The 17,819-nt window shown below is 51.9% G+C and carries 15 protein-coding genes; 13 read left to right on the top strand and 2 right to left on the bottom strand.

The genetic code is table 11. The features are described 5' to 3' along the window. Window positions 1–9: 9 nt before the first annotated feature. Window positions 10–1,146, top strand: a complete 1,137-nt coding sequence (gene dnaJ / locus BG55_RS08390; RefSeq protein WP_034936443.1) for a molecular chaperone DnaJ — start codon at window positions 10–12, stop codon at window positions 1,144–1,146. 509 nt (window positions 1,147–1,655) lie between these two features. Further along, window positions 1,656–2,816, top strand: coding sequence for a Na+/H+ antiporter NhaA (gene nhaA / locus BG55_RS08385; RefSeq protein ID WP_034936442.1), 1,161 nt, complete (start codon window positions 1,656–1,658; stop codon window positions 2,814–2,816). Between the two features lie 150 nt (window positions 2,817–2,966). Here the strand turns inward: nhaA and rpsT are convergent, their stop codons facing one another. Beyond that, window positions 2,967–3,230, bottom strand: a complete 264-nt coding sequence (gene rpsT / locus BG55_RS08380) for a 30S ribosomal protein S20 (protein ID WP_034936440.1) — start codon at window positions 3,228–3,230, stop codon at window positions 2,967–2,969. 312 nt (window positions 3,231–3,542) lie between these two features. Here rpsT and ribF point away from each other — a divergent pair, with 312 nt between their 5' ends. The 11 genes from ribF to folA all read left to right on the top strand — a co-directional run bounded on the left by ribF (window position 3,543) and on the right by folA (window position 16,869). Further along, on the top strand, window positions 3,543–4,481 hold the full coding sequence (ribF, locus tag BG55_RS08375) for a bifunctional riboflavin kinase/FAD synthetase (protein ID WP_034936438.1): 939 nt from the start codon (window positions 3,543–3,545) through the stop codon (window positions 4,479–4,481). A 30-nt stretch (window positions 4,482–4,511) separates the two neighbouring features. After that, window positions 4,512–7,328, top strand: coding sequence for an isoleucine--tRNA ligase (ileS, locus tag BG55_RS08370; protein ID WP_034936435.1), 2,817 nt, complete (start codon window positions 4,512–4,514; stop codon window positions 7,326–7,328). After that, on the top strand, window positions 7,328–7,822 hold the full coding sequence (lspA, locus tag BG55_RS08365) for a signal peptidase II (protein WP_034936434.1): 495 nt from the start codon (window positions 7,328–7,330) through the stop codon (window positions 7,820–7,822). The genes ileS and lspA overlap by 1 nt, the downstream gene beginning before the upstream one ends. Before the next feature lie 9 nt (window positions 7,823–7,831). Further along, entirely contained in the window at window positions 7,832–8,302 is a 471-nt protein-coding gene (fkpB, locus tag BG55_RS08360) for an FKBP-type peptidyl-prolyl cis-trans isomerase (protein ID WP_034936432.1), read from the top strand. After that, window positions 8,283–9,236 carry a 4-hydroxy-3-methylbut-2-enyl diphosphate reductase gene (gene ispH / locus BG55_RS08355; RefSeq protein WP_034936430.1) on the top strand — a complete coding sequence of 318 codons (954 nt, stop codon included), beginning with the start codon at window positions 8,283–8,285 and terminating at the stop codon, window positions 9,234–9,236. Before fkpB ends, ispH begins: the two co-directional genes overlap by 20 nt. A gap of 196 nt (window positions 9,237–9,432) precedes the next feature. Next, a complete protein-coding gene (locus BG55_RS08350) occupies window positions 9,433–9,672 on the top strand; it encodes a hypothetical protein (RefSeq protein WP_034936428.1) in 240 nt (79 codons plus the stop codon). 649 nt (window positions 9,673–10,321) lie between these two features. Beyond that, on the top strand, window positions 10,322–11,143 hold the full coding sequence (gene dapB, locus BG55_RS08345) for a 4-hydroxy-tetrahydrodipicolinate reductase (protein WP_034936427.1): 822 nt from the start codon (window positions 10,322–10,324) through the stop codon (window positions 11,141–11,143). Window positions 11,144–11,608: 465 nt separating this feature from the next. Next, the gene (gene carA / locus BG55_RS08340) at window positions 11,609–12,754 is read left to right on the top strand and encodes a glutamine-hydrolyzing carbamoyl-phosphate synthase small subunit (RefSeq protein WP_367167454.1); all 1,146 of its coding nucleotides are present in this window, start codon (window positions 11,609–11,611) and stop codon (window positions 12,752–12,754) included. Window positions 12,755–12,768: 14 nt separating this feature from the next. After that, the gene (carB, locus tag BG55_RS08335; RefSeq protein WP_034936424.1) at window positions 12,769–15,993 is read left to right on the top strand and encodes a carbamoyl-phosphate synthase large subunit; all 3,225 of its coding nucleotides are present in this window, start codon (window positions 12,769–12,771) and stop codon (window positions 15,991–15,993) included. An 84-nt stretch (window positions 15,994–16,077) separates the two neighbouring features. Further along, entirely contained in the window at window positions 16,078–16,254 is a 177-nt protein-coding gene (locus BG55_RS22800; RefSeq protein ID WP_160170840.1) for a hypothetical protein, read from the top strand. Window positions 16,255–16,389: 135 nt separating this feature from the next. Continuing rightward, the gene (folA, locus tag BG55_RS08330; RefSeq protein ID WP_034936471.1) at window positions 16,390–16,869 is read left to right on the top strand and encodes a type 3 dihydrofolate reductase; all 480 of its coding nucleotides are present in this window, start codon (window positions 16,390–16,392) and stop codon (window positions 16,867–16,869) included. A 113-nt stretch (window positions 16,870–16,982) separates the two neighbouring features. Here the strand turns inward: folA and apaH are convergent, their stop codons facing one another. Continuing rightward, window positions 16,983–17,813 carry a bis(5'-nucleosyl)-tetraphosphatase (symmetrical) ApaH gene (apaH, locus tag BG55_RS08325; RefSeq protein ID WP_034936422.1) on the bottom strand — a complete coding sequence of 277 codons (831 nt, stop codon included), beginning with the start codon at window positions 17,811–17,813 and terminating at the stop codon, window positions 16,983–16,985. Window positions 17,814–17,819: the final 6 nt, after the last annotated feature.

Genomic DNA, 17,819 nt, shown 5'->3' with positions numbered 1-17,819 from the left:
GACACCAGAATGGCGAAGAAAGACTATTACGAGATTTTGGGCGTTTCCCGCTCAGCGGAAGAGCGTGAAATCAAAAAGGCCTACAAACGCCTGGCGATGAAATTTCATCCTGACCGTAATCCAGGTGACAAAGAATCCGAAGCCAAATTTAAAGAGATTAAAGAAGCCTATGAGATCCTGACCGATGCGCAAAAGCGTGCGGCCTACGATCAGTACGGTCATGCAGCCTTTGAACAGGGCGGCATGGGCGGTGGTGGCGGTTTTGGCGGCGGTGGAGCTGATTTCAGCGATATCTTTGGCGACGTGTTCGGTGACATTTTTGGCGGAGGCCGCCGTCAACAGCGCGCCGCGCGCGGGGCCGATTTACGCTACAACATGGAGCTGACGCTTGAAGAAGCTGTCCGCGGCGTGTCCAAAGAGATCCGTATTCCTACGCTGGAAGAGTGTGATAAATGTCACGGCAGCGGTTCAAAACCGGGTACTCAGCCGCAGACCTGCCCGACCTGTCATGGTCAGGGTCAGGTACAGATGCGTCAGGGCTTCTTTACCGTGCAACAGGCTTGTCCAACCTGTCATGGCCGTGGCTCGGTAATCAAGGATCCCTGCACGGCATGTCATGGGCACGGTCGCGTGGAGAAATCCAAAACGCTGTCAGTGAAAATTCCTGCGGGCGTCGACACTGGCGATCGCATTCGTCTGAGTGGCGAGGGTGAAGCGGGTGAGCATGGGGCACCTGCGGGCGATCTCTACGTTCAGGTTTCAGTGCGCAAGCACCCTATCTTTGAACGTGAAGAGAACAATCTGTACTGCGAAGTGCCGATTAACTTTGCGATGGCGGCATTGGGCGGTGAAATTGAAGTGCCTACCCTCGACGGTCGGGTGAAGCTGAAAGTGCCTTCCGAAACCCAGACCGGCAAGTTGTTCCGTATGCGCGGCAAGGGCGTGAAATCCGTACGTGGTGGCGCACAGGGCGATTTGTTGTGTCGCGTGGTGGTGGAAACGCCGGTCAGTCTGAGCGACAAACAGAAGTCACTGCTGCGTGAGCTGGAAGAGAGTTTTGGTGGGCCAGCCGGTGAGAAAAACAGCCCCCGTTCAAAAAGCTTCTTTGACGGCGTGAAGAAGTTTTTCGACGATTTAACCCGCTAAGTCTGGAAGATCAATCACAACGGGCAGCCTGAGCGCTGCCCGTTTTTTATTGCTTAATTAACAGCCGTCTGCCAGACGGATTAAGTGATTTATTCAGGCTTTATCAATCCGGTTAAGGTCGCCGTCGGTCAGTTCAGATTTTTAAAAATGCATCCCAAAGCCGGAGACAATCGATATTACTGCCATCAGGACAGATTTCTGCCTGCAACCTGTTACGCGGTTGTGATTCTCCGCAGGGTTAGCCTGCCATAATATGTAAAGCTGCCGGGTAAAGAGGATTTTTAAACGTATCAGTAGCGCGCTGTGCGATACAATCTCCTGCAAGCCTGCTTTTTTACGATCTTTTCAGGCTGCTCTGTTATCTTTCTGTTCTCCGAACAATTCAGTATGCGTTCAACCATTTATCAGAAAACGACAGGGGCTACTCAGGGTATCAACTGTTTTACGCGCAGTGAGAGTCCGTATGCCGGCTCTGCTGTAATGTCATCTCTGTTCCAGGAAAGGTTTTAATGAAATTAGCGCTTAAGCGGATACTTAAGAATGAGGCCACCGGTGGTGTGGTGTTAATCATCGCGGCGATGGTGGCGATGTTTCTGGCAAACAGTGCGGCGACGCAGCAGACATATCAGGCAATCCTCAATATGCCGGTGGAATTCCGCTTCGGATCGCTGGATATCAGCAAAGACCTGCTGTTGTGGATCAATGATGCGCTGATGGCGCTGTTCTTTTTAATGATTGGATTAGAAGTTAAGCATGAGCTGATTTCCGGCTCTCTTGCCAGCCGTGAACGGGCGATGTTTCCGTTAATTGCCGCCGTTGGAGGAATGATTGCCCCGGGGGCGATTTTCGCGCTGCTCAATCACAGCGATCCGTTGGCTGTTCATGGTTGGGCGATCCCGACTGCGACGGATATCGCTTTTGCGCTGGGCATTCTGGCCCTGTTGGGTAGCCGTGTCCCCCCTGCTTTGAAAATGTTTTTGATGGCGCTGGCAGTGATTGATGACCTTGGCGCAATCCTGATTATTGCCTTCTTTTATACCCAGCATCTGTCGATGTTGGCGCTGACTGTTGCCGCCGGAGCCGTGCTGGTACTGGCCCTGCTGAACCGTTTTGGGGTACGCAGCATTACGGTGTATATGTTGGTGGGATTGGTTCTGTGGGTGGCAGTGCTGAAATCGGGTGTACATGCGACGCTGGCCGGGGTGATTGTTGGCTTCTTCATCCCTCTGGAGAAGCAAAATGGACACTCGCCAGCGATCCATCTGGCTCACAGTCTGGCACCCTGGGTTAGTTGGGTCATTCTGCCTTTGTTTGCTTTTGCAAATGCAGGCGTTTCGTTGACGGGCGTTTCGCTGAGCGGGCTGGCGTCGGCGGTGCCGTTAGGGATCATTCTGGGGCTGTTTATCGGTAAGCCGCTGGGTATCACCCTGATCTGTTGGCTGGCGGTGAAGTTGCGCATTGCAGCATTGCCGGAAAGTACACGTATGCGGGATATTGCTGCTATTGGGGTGCTGTGCGGTATCGGTTTTACCATGTCGATATTTATCGCGTCCCTGGCCTTCGATGCGGCTCATCTGGAGATGGTCAGACTGGCAAAACTGGGCATTCTTACTGGTTCTGTGGTGTCCGCCGTGGTGGGCTACACGCTGTTAAGGATAAAACTGCGCTAAAGCAGGGGGGCGCTGCCGGAACAGATGGCAGTCGGGGCCAGGCTGCCCCGGCGTGGTTATCAGGCATAGCTGCGCTGGAAGGCATTATTGAAAGCAAAAAAAAACCGCCACAGGCGGTTTCTTTTTAACACGGTATTAACAGCGGGGCGATTAAGCCAGTTTGTTAATCTGTGCAGTCAGGTTCGCTTTATGACGAGCCGCTTTGTTCTTGTGAATCAGGCCTTTAGCTGCCTGACGATCCACAATTGGCTGCATTTCGTTAAATGCAGTCTGCGCAGCTGCTTTATCACCAGTAGCGATAGCTGCATATACTTTCTTGATAAAAGTACGCATCATTGAACGACGGCTAGCGTTGTGCTTACGACGCTTCTCAGACGTTACGGCGCGTTTCTTAGCTGATTTGATATTAGCCAAGGTCCAACTCCCAAATAGTTCTGTAAGGACAATTCAAAGGCCGAGGAATATGCCTCTTTCGCCTGAGGTTGTCAATGGATTTGTGCAAATAAGCGCCGTTGTTACAACAGCACCTGATTACGTTTCGATGGCGCAAGATTCTACCAGCTTCATCCGGATGAATACAGCTTATTCACAATAAAAATCTCTGCCGCCGGTTCATCCGCGCCAGGCGGAAAAAGCCATCAGGAACGACTTAAAGCCTCATTCGTGGGTTAACCTTCATCGCTGTACAAGGTATAATCCGCCGATTTCCATAAATTTGAGCCAGCCATGAAGTTTATCCGCGGCATACATAATCTCAGGGAGCAGCATCGCGGCTGCGTACTGACCATTGGTAATTTCGATGGCGTACATCGTGGTCATCAGGCGTTACTGGCCCGGCTGTGCGAGGAAGGGCGTCGGCGTGAACTGCCGGTGGTAGTGATGTTGTTTGAACCGCAGCCGCTGGAACTTTTTGCCGCAGGCAAAGCCCCGCCGCGTCTGACGCGCCTGCGTGAAAAAGTACGTTATCTCAGCGAAGCGGGTGTTGATGCGGTGCTCTGTGTCCGCTTTGACGGGCGTTTTGCCGCACAGTCGGCACAAAGTTTTATTGCCGATCTGCTGGTTAACAAACTTGGCGTCAGATTTCTCGCGGTAGGGGATGATTTCCGTTTTGGCGCGGGTCGCGAGGGCGATTTCCTGCTATTACAGCAAGCCGGTGCCGAATATGGCTTTGATGTGATCAGCACCCAGACCTTCTGTGAGGATGGCAAACGCATTAGCAGCACGGCAGTTCGCCAGGCGCTGGCGGCAGACGATTTGACACTGGCAGCCACGCTGCTGGGTCATCCATTCAGCATTTCAGGCCGGGTGGTGCATGGCGATGCGCTGGGCAGAACCATCGGTTTCCCCACGGCTAATCTACCGCTCAGGCGCTATGTCTCGCCGGTTAAAGGCGTTTATGCTGTTGAGGTGTTTATTGCTGGCGAGGGGCCAGTCCCGGGCGTGGCGAATATTGGTACCCGTCCAACGGTGTCCGGTATGCGTCAACAGCTGGAGGTTCATCTGCTGGATGTTGCAATGGATCTGTACGGTCGCCATATAGATGTGGTGCTCCGCAAAAAAATACGAAACGAGCAGCGCTTTTCCTCACTGGATGCGTTGAAAGAGCAAATTGCTAAAGATGTGGTGACGGCCCGACACTTTTTTGGGTTGGATACACCGCTTTAAACAGAAGCGAAATACGGAATCGAGAAGCTGATGAGTGACTATAAATCTACCCTGAATTTGCCGGAAACCGGGTTCCCGATGCGTGGCGATCTGGCCAAACGCGAACCGGGAATGTTGCAGCGCTGGTATGATGACAATCTTTACGGCCTCATTCGTGCAGCCAAAAAAGGGAAAAAAACCTTCATCCTGCACGATGGCCCTCCTTATGCCAATGGCAGCATTCATATCGGTCACTCAGTTAACAAGATTCTGAAAGACATTATCGTCAAGTCTAAAGGCATGGCAGGTTTTGACTCGCCTTACGTTCCCGGCTGGGACTGCCACGGTCTGCCCATTGAGCATAAAGTCGAACAGATGATCGGCAAACCGGGCGAGAAGGTCACGGCGGCTGAGTTTCGCGAAGCCTGCCGCAACTATGCTGCTGAGCAGGTTGAAGGCCAGAAGAAAGATTTTATCCGTCTGGGCGTGCTGGGCGACTGGGATCGTCCCTATCTGACCATGGATTTCAAAACCGAAGCCAACATTATTCGTGCGTTAGGAAAAATCATCGGTAATGGTCACCTGCATAAAGGTGCCAAGCCGGTGCACTGGTGTCTTGACTGCCGCTCAGCACTAGCTGAGGCGGAAGTTGAATATTACGACAAAACTTCACCGTCAATTGATGTGATGTTCAATGCGGTTGACCGCGAGGCGGTGGCGGCCAGATTTGGTGCTGACAAGGTTGATGGGCCAGTCTCGCTGGTTATCTGGACCACCACGCCGTGGACCATGCCTGCCAACCGGGCTATTTCTCTGCATCCGGACTTTGACTATCAGCTGGTACAGATTGACGGTCGGGCATTAATCCTGGCGAAAGAGCTGGTTGCCAGCGTGATGAAACGTGCCGGGATTAGCGAATGGCAGGTGCTCGGTGAAGCGAAAGGCGCTGCGCTGGAACTGATGGGCTTCAGACATCCGTTTCTCGACCTGACGTCTCTGGTCATACTGGGTGAACATGTGACGCTGGAAGCGGGTACTGGTGCGGTGCACACTGCGCCTGCCCACGGTCCCGATGACTATGTTATCTGCCAGAAGTACGGGATTGAAGCGGCGAATCCGGTTGGCCCTGATGGCAACTACCTGCCGGGAACCTGGCCCACGCTTGATGGCGTCAACGTTCTGAAAGCAAATGACATGATGGTCGATCTCCTGCGTGAAAAAGGTTCGCTGTTGCACGTTGAAAAACTGCTGCACAGCTACCCACACTGCTGGCGTCACAAAACGCCTATCATCTTCCGTGCCACGCCACAGTGGTTTATCAGCATGGATCAAAAAGGTTTGCGTCAGCAGTCGTTACAGGAGATCAAAGGCGTGCAGTGGATTCCGGACTGGGGCCAGGCGCGTATTGAATCGATGGTGGCTAACCGTCCTGACTGGTGTATTTCACGTCAGCGCACATGGGGCGTACCTATGGCGCTGTTCGTGCATAAAGAAACCGAAGAGCTCCACCCTGATACCCTTGCGCTGATGGAGAAAGTCGCTCTGCGCGTTGAGCAGGACGGTATTCAGGCCTGGTGGGATCTGGATGCCAGCGAGCTGATGGGTGCAGATGCGGCAAACTACATCAAAGTTCCCGATACCCTGGATGTATGGTTTGACTCCGGGTCAACCAGCTATTCGGTGGTCGATGCGCGTCCGGAATTTGGCGGCCATGCTCCGGATATGTATCTGGAAGGCTCAGACCAGCATCGCGGTTGGTTTATGTCCTCGCTGATGATTTCGACCGCCATGAAAGGTAAAGCGCCTTACCGCCAGGTACTGACACATGGATTTACCGTGGATGGTCAGGGACGCAAAATGTCCAAATCCATTGGTAACACGGTCTCGCCTCAGGATGTGATGAACAAACTGGGAGGAGACATCCTGCGTCTGTGGGTAGCATCGACCGACTACTCCGGCGAGATGGCCGTGTCTGATGAGATCCTCAAACGTGCCGCTGACGCCTATCGTCGTATCCGTAATACCGCCCGTTTTCTGCTGGCGAACCTGAACGGTTTCAATCCGGAAACGGACAGCGTGACGGCTGAAGAGATGGTGGTGCTGGATCGTTGGGCAGTAGGCTGTGCCCAGGCTGCGCAGCAAGATATTGTCGATTCTTACAGCCGGTATGACTTCCATGAAGTTGTTCAGCGACTGATGCAATTCTGTTCGATTGAGATGGGTTCATTCTATCTGGATATCATCAAAGATCGTCAGTACACCGCGAAAGCTGATGGCCTGGCGCGTCGCAGTTGCCAGACTGCGCTCTACCATATTGCGGAAGCGCTGGTACGCTGGATGGCGCCCGTCCTGTCGTTCACGGCTGATGAAATCTGGAATGAGCTGCCCGGGCAACGCACTAAGTATGTCTTCACTGAAGAGTGGTATGACGGCTTGTTTGGCCTGGCAGAAAATGAAGCAATGAATGACAGCTTCTGGGCTGAACTGCTGAAAGTGCGTGGTGAAGTGAATAAGGTGATAGAGCAGGCTCGTGCGGACAAACGCGTAGGTGGCTCTCTTGAAGCAACGGTCACACTTTATGCTGATGCTGCTCTGGCGGAAAAACTGACCAGCCTGGGCGATGAACTGCGCTTCGTATTGCTGACGTCAGGGGCGCAGGTGGCCGATTATGCACTGGCGACAGAAGAAGCTCAGCAGAGTGAGCTGGTAAAAGGTCTGAAAATTGCGCTGCACAAAGCCGAAGGAGAGAAATGCCCACGCTGCTGGCATTACACTACTGATATCGGTCAGAGTACCGAACATCCGGACGTCTGCGGACGTTGTGCTACCAACATAGCGGGCGCTGGCGAACAGCGTAAGTTTGCATAATGAAGCCTTTATTCTCAACCGGATTGCGCTGGCTGTGGCTGGTGCTGGTGGTGATTGCCATCGACTTCTTCAGTAAGCAGTGGATCATGAACACACTGATGCTGCACGAATCGATGTCAATAATGCCGTTTATCAATTTTTTCTACGCGCACAATTACGGTGCGGCCTTCAGCTTTCTGGCAGATAAAGGGGGCTGGCAGCGCTGGTTCTTTGCCGGAATTGCGGTGGCTATCGTGGTGGCATTGCTGGTGATGATGTACCGCAGTGAAGCCAGCAAGAAGCTGAATAATATCGCCTATGCGCTGATCATCGGCGGCGCACTGGGCAACCTGTTTGACAGGGCTTACCATGGCTTTGTGGTTGATTTCATAGATTTTTATATCGGTGACTGGCATTTCGCCACCTTTAATATCGCTGACTGCGGCATCTGTGTGGGCGCCGCGCTGATTGTTCTGGAGGGCTTTCTTGCTCCTGCCACTAAGCACGCTAAATAAGGGCCAGCTATGACTGATTCGGTACAGTCTGACAGTGCGGTATTAGTACATTTCACCCTGAAGCTGTCCGACGGTTCAACGGCGGAGTCCACACGCACCAACGGCAAACCTGCGCTGTTCAGTCTGGGTGATGGCAGCCTGTCATCTGGGCTGGAGGCCGAGCTGACAGGCTTGAAAACTGGCGATAAAAAAGCCTTTTCCCTGCCGCCGGAATCGGCTTTCGGCATGGCCAGCCCTGATTTGATCCAGTATTTTTCGCGCCGTGATTTTACCCAGGCAGGCGAGCCGGAGGTTGGGGCGATTATGCTGTTCAGCGGCATGGATGGTAATGAAATGCCTGGGGTGATCCGCGAGATTTCGGGTGATTCAATAACCGTAGATTTCAATCATCCGCTGGCTGGACAGACGATTCACTTTGATGTTGAAGTGCTGGAGATAAATCCGGTACTGGAGGCGACCAATGCAAATTCTGTTGGCTAACCCACGTGGCTTTTGTGCCGGTGTTGATCGCGCCATCAGCATCGTGGAACGGGCGCTGGAAATGTATGGTGCCCCAATCTATGTGCGCCATGAAGTGGTGCACAATCGCTATGTCGTGAACAGTCTGCGTGAGCGCGGAGCCGTCTTTATTGAAGATATCGCTGAGGTTCCGGACAGCTCAATTCTGATTTTCTCTGCGCATGGTGTTTCACAGGCGGTACGGGCTGAAGCCCGGGCTCGTGATTTGACGATGTTGTTTGATGCAACCTGTCCACTGGTGACAAAAGTGCATATGGAAGTGGCGCGCGCCAGCCGTAAAGGTACAGAAGCGATTCTGATTGGTCATGCGGGGCATCCTGAAGTGGAAGGCACAATGGGCCAGTACAGCAATCCCAAAGGGGGAATGTACCTGGTTGAATCTCCGGCTGACGTTGATAAATTGCAGGTCAGGGATGAAGATAACCTGTGCTTTATGACCCAGACGACGTTGTCGGTGGATGATACTTCAGAAGTTATTGATGCCTTGCGTCAGCGTTTTCCAAAGATCATTGGCCCGCGTAAAGATGATATCTGCTATGCCACCACGAATCGTCAGGAAGCAGTACGCACTCTGGCGAAAGATGCGGATGTCGTTCTGGTGGTGGGTTCCCGCAACTCATCCAACTCTAATCGTCTGGCGGAACTGGCCCAGCGCGCAGGTAAACTGGCTAAGTTGATCGACTCTGCTGATGATATTCAGGAAGAGTGGATCAAGGGCGTGAACTGCGTTGGCGTGACGGCGGGAGCATCTGCGCCAGATGTGCTGGTGCAGGAGGTGATTCAGCGTCTGCGTGAACTGGGTGGTGAAGTGGCAATTGAGCTGATTGGGCGCGAGGAAAATATTGTTTTTGAAGTGCCAAAAGAATTACGGGTTGATATTAAAACCATTATCTGACTTTCATCCCGGCGGCCCGCCGGGTTATTTTTTTTTTTCGACAGTAGAATTAATTAATCAACTGGGTTAATATTACCAGGCATTTGATATAATGCATCGCTCTGCTTATTTTAATTGAAAATTATTCAGAAATATTCTGTTTTTTTCATTTATTATTTTGTAGAGGTTCCTGTTTTATTTTAAAAGGAGTTTAATAATGAGAGAATTAACTTTCCAGGAAGTGACCTGTGTCAGCGGGGCGGGTGAAGATGGCGGCAGTCTGATAGCCACGGGTGCACTTGGTCTGCTGGTATCTATTCCGGTGATTGTCGTGGGTGCTATTCTTGGCATACCAACGCTTGGACTGGGCTTTGTTGCTATGGCAGCAGGTATCGTAGGAACTGCGCTCTCCGGCGTTGCGATAATTTCAGGAATAGTCCAGTCTTCTTCGAGCTGAATTATAATGGCGTAATGCTGATTTCAGCCAATATAAGGCAAACAAACGCGGCACAATTGTTTTGTGGCGCGTTTTTTATTTTAATCATTTCAACTTTTCCACTATGCGAATTTTGATACCGACGACATGACTGAATGCCATTGCAGACGCTATTTTTACCTCAATGCCCATCACAGATTGATTTCCAGTCGGTGTTAATGTGGGTTATCCCCCTGACAGGTCAATATCTATTGAAAAATAAATTAACTGTTATTCTTTTTTCCATGGTGAGTTCTTTCAGTAATATAACGGTCTGACGATGTTATTGCTGTTTTTATTGTTACGACGTTGCAGGTAAAGACATTTTCGTTATAGGTGATTTATCAGGTTTTATAGTTTTTTCCTACGGGGGTAAGGAGCAGTAACAGTTTTTTTGCTGTCCGGATACCTGCATCTTTATGACAGCAGGTCAGGCTGGTGCAGCACTGGCTGTGACTCCATTTTCTCTCGTACCTACCCGTTACATCTTCACGATAAGGGCAAATTGGATTTACTGATAATTCCTTCTGTCTGACGTAAAATTCTTATTACCTGTTTTTTATTGTGGCGCACTGTTTAACAGCTGGTTAACCTGACTGCGCTTTGCATGCACAGACTTAAGGGATTCATTATGAAAGAAGCACAGGTCCGCCTTGCCATCGTTGGCGCGGCGGGACGCATGGGACGTCAACTTATTCAGGCAGCCTGCGAGGCAGAAGGTGTGTGTCTGGGGGCTGCGCTGGTTCGCGAAGGTTCCTCGCTGGTGGGCGTGGATGCTGGTGAACTGGCGGGCACTGGGGTGCTGGACGTCAGAGTAAACAGTAGCCTGAGCGCGGTAGTGGATGATTTTGATGTGCTGATTGACTTCACACGTCCGGAAGGAACTCTGGAGTATCTGGCTTTCTGTCGCCAGCATCATAAAGCGATGGTGATTGGTACCACCGGTTTCGATCAGGCAGGAAAGGCGGAAATCAGTGCAGCATCTGAAGAGATTGCTATCGTTTTTGCAGCTAACTTCAGTGTCGGTGTCAATCTGGTGCTGAAGCTGCTGGAAAAAACCGCCAGTGTGATGGGCGAATATGCGGATATAGAGATAATCGAAGCACATCACCGCCATAAGGTGGATGCGCCTTCCGGTACGGCACTGGCGATGGGCGAAGCGATTGCAGATGCAATGGACTGGAAACTGGACGAGCACGCCGTCTACGCGCGTGAAGGGCATACCGGCGAACGTAAAGCAGAAACCATCGGTTTTGCGACTGTACGGGCAGGAGACATCGTCGGTGAGCATACGGCGATATTTGCAGATATTGGCGAGCGGGTTGAGATAACACACAAGGCTTCAAGTCGCATGACTTTTGCAAAAGGCGCTGTGAAAGCAGCTGTGTGGGTAAAAGCGCAAAAAAACGGACTTTTTGATATGAGAAATGTGCTTAATCTGGACGATTTATAATTTCATAACCATTGTGATGTGGTTTTTTCAATCTTACAATGTTGATTGTAATGGCAATAATTTTTATTGCCTTTTTTTATTCTGTATTTTAATGATTTTACTGCTTTTATGATTGATGGGTGATATTTTTCTGTTTTTTCATCTTTTTTTCTTCGTTTAAATGCTAATTTTTACCATCTGGTCCACTTTTATGGTGTTTTTTCGCCACCCGCAAACTCAATTCTGAGTGCAACCGCTTAAATGAGCTGGATAGTTGTTGTTTTCAGAGTAAATCATCCGAAATTCCAGTCAGTTGTCTAAAAAAGAAAGAAAAAATCTGATGTGCACTGGACAAGGTCAGGGGCGATCATTAGAATGCGCGCAATTTGCCAAAAATCGAGCAGTCAGGCGGTTTTTGCATTGATTCATCGCCTTGTTTTGAATTAATATGCAAATATTGTGACTGTTTATTCTCTGGAGGACGTTTTGATTAAGTCAGCGCTATTGGTTCTGGAAGACGGAACCCAATTCCACGGTCGGGCCATCGGGGCTACAGGGTCGGCAGTGGGGGAAGTAGTTTTCAACACGTCGATGACCGGTTATCAAGAAATCCTCACTGATCCTTCCTATTCCCGCCAGATTGTTACTCTTACTTATCCTCATATCGGCAATGTCGGCACCAACTCCGCAGACGAAGAATCTTCCCAGGTACATGCTCAGGGACTGGTTATTCGCGATCTGCCGCTGATAACCAGCAACTTCCGCAGTGAAGAAGGGCTGTCAGCTTATCTGGAGCGTCACAACATTGTCGCTATTGCCGATATCGATACTCGTAAGTTAACCCGTCTGTTGCGCGAAAAAGGCGCACAAAACGGCTGTATCATTGCCGGAGATGCGCCGGATGCCGCACTGGCGCTGCAAAAAGCACAGGCATTTCCGGGGCTGAAAGGGATGGACCTGGCAAAAGAAGTGGCAACAAAAGAAACCTACAGCTGGTTGCAGGGAAGCTGGCAACTGGAAGGTTTACCCGCGCCGAAAAGTGAGGCAGAGCTGCCTTACCATGTGGTGGCTTATGACTACGGCGTAAAGCGCAATATCCTGCGTATGCTGGTAGATCGTGGCTGTCGCCTGACGGTGGTTCCGGCACAAACTTCAGCAGAAGACGTGCTGAAACTTAATCCGGATGGGGTCTTCCTTTCTAACGGACCTGGCGATCCAGAACCCTGTGATTACGCGATTACCGCCATTAAGACATTACTGGAAACGGATGTGCCGCTGTTTGGTATCTGCCTGGGGCACCAGCTGCTGGCACTGGCCAGCGGTGCTAAAACGGTCAAGATGAAGCTGGGACATCATGGTGGTAACCATCCGGTGAAAGATCTGGATAACAACACGGTGATGATTACCGCGCAGAACCATGGCTTCGCCGTGGATGACAACAACTTACCTGACAATCTGCGGGTGACACACACTTCATTGTTTGACCATACGGTACAGGGGATTCATCGAACTGATAAAGCGGCATTCAGTTTTCAGGGTCACCCTGAAGCCAGTCCGGGCCCGCATGATGCCGCCCCCTTGTTCGATCACTTTATCGAACTGATCACTGCCTACCGTGCTGACGCAAAATAATCAGGAGCGAGAAAATGCCAAAACGTACCGACATAAAAAGTATCCTGATCCTTGGCGCTGGCCCGATCGTTATCGGCCAGGCCTGTGAATTTGACTACTCTGGCGCACAGGCCTGTAAGGCTCTGCGTGAAGAGGGTTACCGCGTTATTCTGGTCAACTCCAACCCGGCGACCATCATGACCGACCCGGAGATGGCCGATGCGACCTATATCGAGCCAATCCACTGGGAAGTGGTCCGCAAAATTATCGAAAAAGAGCGCCCGGACGCGGTTCTGCCGACGATGGGCGGTCAGACCGCACTGAACTGCGCGCTGGAACTGGAACGCCGCGGCGTGCTGGCGGAGTTTGGCGTGGCGATGATAGGTGCCACCGCTGATGCCATCGATAAGGCAGAAGATCGCCAGCGCTTTGATAAAGCGATGAAGAAAATTGGCCTGGAGACTGCGCGCTCTGGCATTGCCCACAATATGGAAGAAGCGCTGAAAGTGGCGGAGGATGTTGGTTTTCCGTGCATTATTCGCCCTTCCTTCACCATGGGCGGGACCGGTGGCGGCATTGCTTATAACCGTGAAGAGTTTGAAGAGATTTGCGAGCGCGGTCTGGATCTGTCGCCAACCAATGAGCTGTTAATTGATGAATCGCTGATTGGCTGGAAAGAGTATGAAATGGAAGTGGTGCGCGATCGCAATGACAACTGCATCATTGTTTGCTCAATTGAAAACTTCGATGCGATGGGCATCCATACCGGTGACTCGATCACCGTGGCACCTGCACAGACGCTGACCGACAAGGAATATCAAATCATGCGTAACGCCTCAATGGCGGTACTGCGTGAAATTGGTGTGGAAACCGGCGGTTCCAACGTTCAGTTTTCGGTTAACCCGGAAAATGGTCGTCTGATTATCATTGAGATGAACCCTCGCGTATCACGTTCTTCTGCACTGGCTTCAAAGGCGACGGGTTTCCCGATTGCGAAAATTGCTGCCAAACTGGCGGTAGGTTATACGCTGGATGAGCTGATGAACGATATTACCGGCGGACGTACGCCAGCCTCGTTTGAGCCATCTATCGATTATGTTGTCACCAAAATTCCTCGCTTTAACTTTGAGAAATTTGCCGGTGCAAACGACCGCCTGACCACCCAGATGAAATCGGTGGGTGAAGTCATGGCGATTGGCCGCACGCTTCAGGAGTCGATGCAGAAAGCGCTGCGCGGCCTGGAAGTCGGGGCGCATGGCTTTGATCCAAAAGTCTGTCTGAATGATGCCGAAGCGATGACCACCATCCGTCGTGAGCTGAAAGATGCCGGTTCGGATCGTATCTGGTACGTGGCCGATGCTTTCCGGGCGGGGATGTCGGTGGATGCTGTATTCAGCCTGACCAACATCGATCGCTGGTTCCTTGTGCAGATTGAAGAACTGATGCAGCTGGAGTCACAGGTTGCCCATCAGGGGATTAACGGTCTGACCGCTGATTTCCTGCGGACGCTGAAGCGTAAAGGCTTTGCCGATGCCCGTCTGGCGAAGCTGGCGGGCATTGCTGAGTCGGAAGTGCGTAAGCTGCGCGAGCAGTATCAGCTTCACCCGGTCTACAAGCGTGTCGATACCTGCGCGGCTGAATTCTCTACCGATACCGCCTATATGTACTCAACCTATGATGAAGAGTGCGAAGCGAATCCAAATCAGGACCGTGACAAAGTGATGGTGCTGGGCGGTGGTCCAAACCGCATTGGTCAGGGGATTGAATTTGACTACTGCTGCGTCCATGCCTCGCTGGCCCTGCGTGAAGATGGTTTTGAAACCATCATGGTTAACTGTAATCCGGAGACGGTTTCAACCGATTATGACACCTCAGACCGCCTCTACTTCGAGCCGGTCACGCTGGAAGACGTGCTGGAAATTGTACGAATCGAGAAACCTAAAGGGGTTATCGTGCAATATGGTGGCCAGACGCCGCTGAAACTGGCTCGTGAACTGGAAGCAGCAGGTGTACCGGTCATTGGCACCAGCCCGGATGCCATTGATCGTGCGGAAGATCGTGAACGTTTCCAGCAAGCCGTTGAGCGTCTGGGTCTGAAGCAGCCGGCCAATGCCACCGTCACCGCACTGGAACAGGCGGTGGAAAAAGCCGCAACCATTGGTTATCCACTGGTGGTGCGTCCGTCCTACGTGCTGGGTGGTCGTGCGATGGAAATTGTTTATGATGAAATCGATCTGAAACGTTATTTCCACACTGCGGTCTCGGTGTCGAACGATGCACCCGTGCTGCTGGATCGTTTCCTTGATGATGCGGTGGAAGTGGACGTCGATGCAATTTGTGACGGTGAGCGAGTGCTGATTGGCGGCATCATGGAACATATCGAGCAGGCTGGCGTTCACTCCGGCGACTCTGCCTGTTCTTTGCCAGCATATACCCTGAGCAAAGAGATTCAGGATGTGATGCGTCAACAGGTGGAGAAACTGGCCTTCGAGCTTTGCGTACGTGGTTTGATGAACGTGCAGTTTGCGGTGAAGGATAATGAAGTTTACCTGATTGAGGTGAACCCACGCGCCGCACGTACCGTCCCCTTCGTTTCCAAGGCAACGGGCGTGCCGCTGGCGAAAGTGGCTGCTCGCGTGATGGCCGGTAAATCACTGGCTGCTCAGGGCGTGACACAAGAGGTTATTCCGCCTTATTACTCGGTGAAGGAAGTGGTACTGCCGTTTAATAAATTCCAGGGCGTGGATCCTATCCTCGGTCCGGAAATGCGTTCGACCGGAGAAGTGATGGGCGTGGGGCGTACCTTCGCAGAAGCCTTCGGTAAAGCGATGCTCGGTGCGCAGAGCAACATGAAAAAAAGTGGTCGTGCTTTACTGTCGGTACGTGAAGGTGACAAAAAGCGCATCGTCGATCTGGCAGCCAAACTGCAAAAACTGGGCTTTGAGCTGGATGCCACTCACGGTACGGCTGTGGTGCTGGGTGAAGCGGGCATCAATCCACGGCTGGTTAATAAAGTGCATGAGGGACGTCCGCACATTCAGGACCGGCTGAAGAATGGTGAGTATGCCTATATTGTCAACACCACGGCAGGGCGTCAGGCGATCGAAGATTCTAAGCTTATTCGCCGCAGCGCACTTCAGTACAAAGTGCACTATGACACCACCCTGAACGGCGGTTTTGCCACGGCGATGTCATTAAATGCCGATCCCACTGAGCAGGTGATTTCGGTTCAGGAAATGCACGCGCAGATTAAGGGTTAATATCCCACAGGAAAGATTATCCCCGCTCAGGCGGGGATTTTTTTGTCTGGTTGACAGCAATCGCCTGCAATCTGGAGACGCAGCGTGAAACTGGTGACAGCCAGGATATCGCCTGGTTCCCGGGGCCTGTTGCTCAAACAGGCCAAACAAAGAGCATTTTTGCAACGTTTTGCGATGATTGAAATCTTCGGCACTCTTGTTCTTTCTCTTTTACGGTATGAACGAATGTGGGATATAAGGGCATCGGGCAGGGAGCTTTAAAGCCTGATGGAGCTTGATACCGCATTATACTTTTCGTTTAAAAACCTTTACGCACTTCACCCGGCTTAGCTATCGACGAAACTTTCACCTTTCCGTATGATGACGCCAATTTTACACCCTGTTGAGTATCATCAGATGATAAGCCTTATTGTGGCCATGGCGGCCGACCGCATAATTGGGATGGAAAATGGCATGCCCTGGCACCTGCCCGCAGACCTGGCGTGGTTCAAACGACATACGCTGAATAAGCCCGTGATTATGGGGCGTCGTACCTTTGAATCGATTGGACGTCCTCTGCCTGACCGTTTGAATATTGTTATCAGCAGTTCACCCGGTGCTGACGCCGCCGTGACCTGGGTCACCTCTGTCGATGAAGCGTTACGTGCTGCCGGCGAAGCGGAAGAGATTATGATCATTGGCGGTGGCCGTATTTATGAACAGCTACTGCCACAGGCTGACCGACTCTATCTGACGCATATTGATGCTGAAGTTGAAGGTGATACCAGCTTCCCGGATTATGAACCGGATGAATGGCAGTCTGTTTTCAGCGAGTTCCGTGATGCGGACCAGCAAAACAGTCACAGCTGTTTCTGGGAAATTCTGGATCGCCGCTAACGGACAGGTTTCATACCGGTAAGCTCATAAATAAAAACATCCCGTACCTGATCGCACGGGATGTTTTTTTATGCCGTTCAGCATCTCTCAGCGGAGAGAGGTCCGGCACGAGTTTACTGCTGGTCGGATTTTTCCAGCACGGAAGGTTGGTGGAACCACGTCTGGTCCTCCCAGCGCAGCATGGTCAACGTCCCGCCCCAGCAGCAGCCGGTATCCAGTGCCAGAATTCCTTCCGGAGTCCCTTTGCCTTCCAGAGAAGCCCAGTGGCCAAATACAATGGTGTGGTCGCGGGCGACAGGGCCGGGGATCGCAAACCAGGGCTTTAAGGGCGGAGGAGCGGAATCAGGGGTATCTTTGCAGATCATATCCAACTGACCACCCGGAAAGCAGTAACGCATTCTGGTCAGCGCGTTGGTGCTGAAGCGCAGACGGGCCAGGCCACTCAGCGATGTACTCCAGTTATTGGGCATGTCGCCGTACATGGCATCAAGAAACAGCGGGTAGGTATCGCTGGCAAGCACGGCCTCTACTTCACGGGCGCAGCCACGTGCCGTTTCCAGATCCCACTGCGGGGTGATCCCGGCATGCGCCATCACCAGCTTTTTCTCATCATCCACCTGCAACAGTGGCTGACGTCGCAGCCAGTTGATCAGCTCGTCAGCGTCTTCCGCCTGGAGCAGAGACGTGAGGCGATCTTTGGGTTTGTTGCGACTGATGCCGGCAAATACCGCCAGCAAATGCAAATCGTGATTTCCCAGCACCATGCGCGCAGCATCGCCGAGCGAGCGAACAAAGCGCAGAACGTCCAGCGAATCCGGGCCACGGGCGACCAAATCGCCGGTAAGCCACAGGGTATCCTGTGCAGGGTCGAAGGCAACCTGCTTCAGCAGAGATTGCAATTCGTCGTAGCAACCGTGAACGTCGCCAATCAGATAAGTACTCATAAATCT

Source organism: Erwinia mallotivora, from assembly GCF_000590885.1.
In the GTDB taxonomy this organism is placed as follows: Bacteria; Pseudomonadota; Gammaproteobacteria; order Enterobacterales; family Enterobacteriaceae; genus Erwinia; species Erwinia mallotivora.
This window is presented reverse-complemented; position numbering and strand designations above follow the sequence as displayed.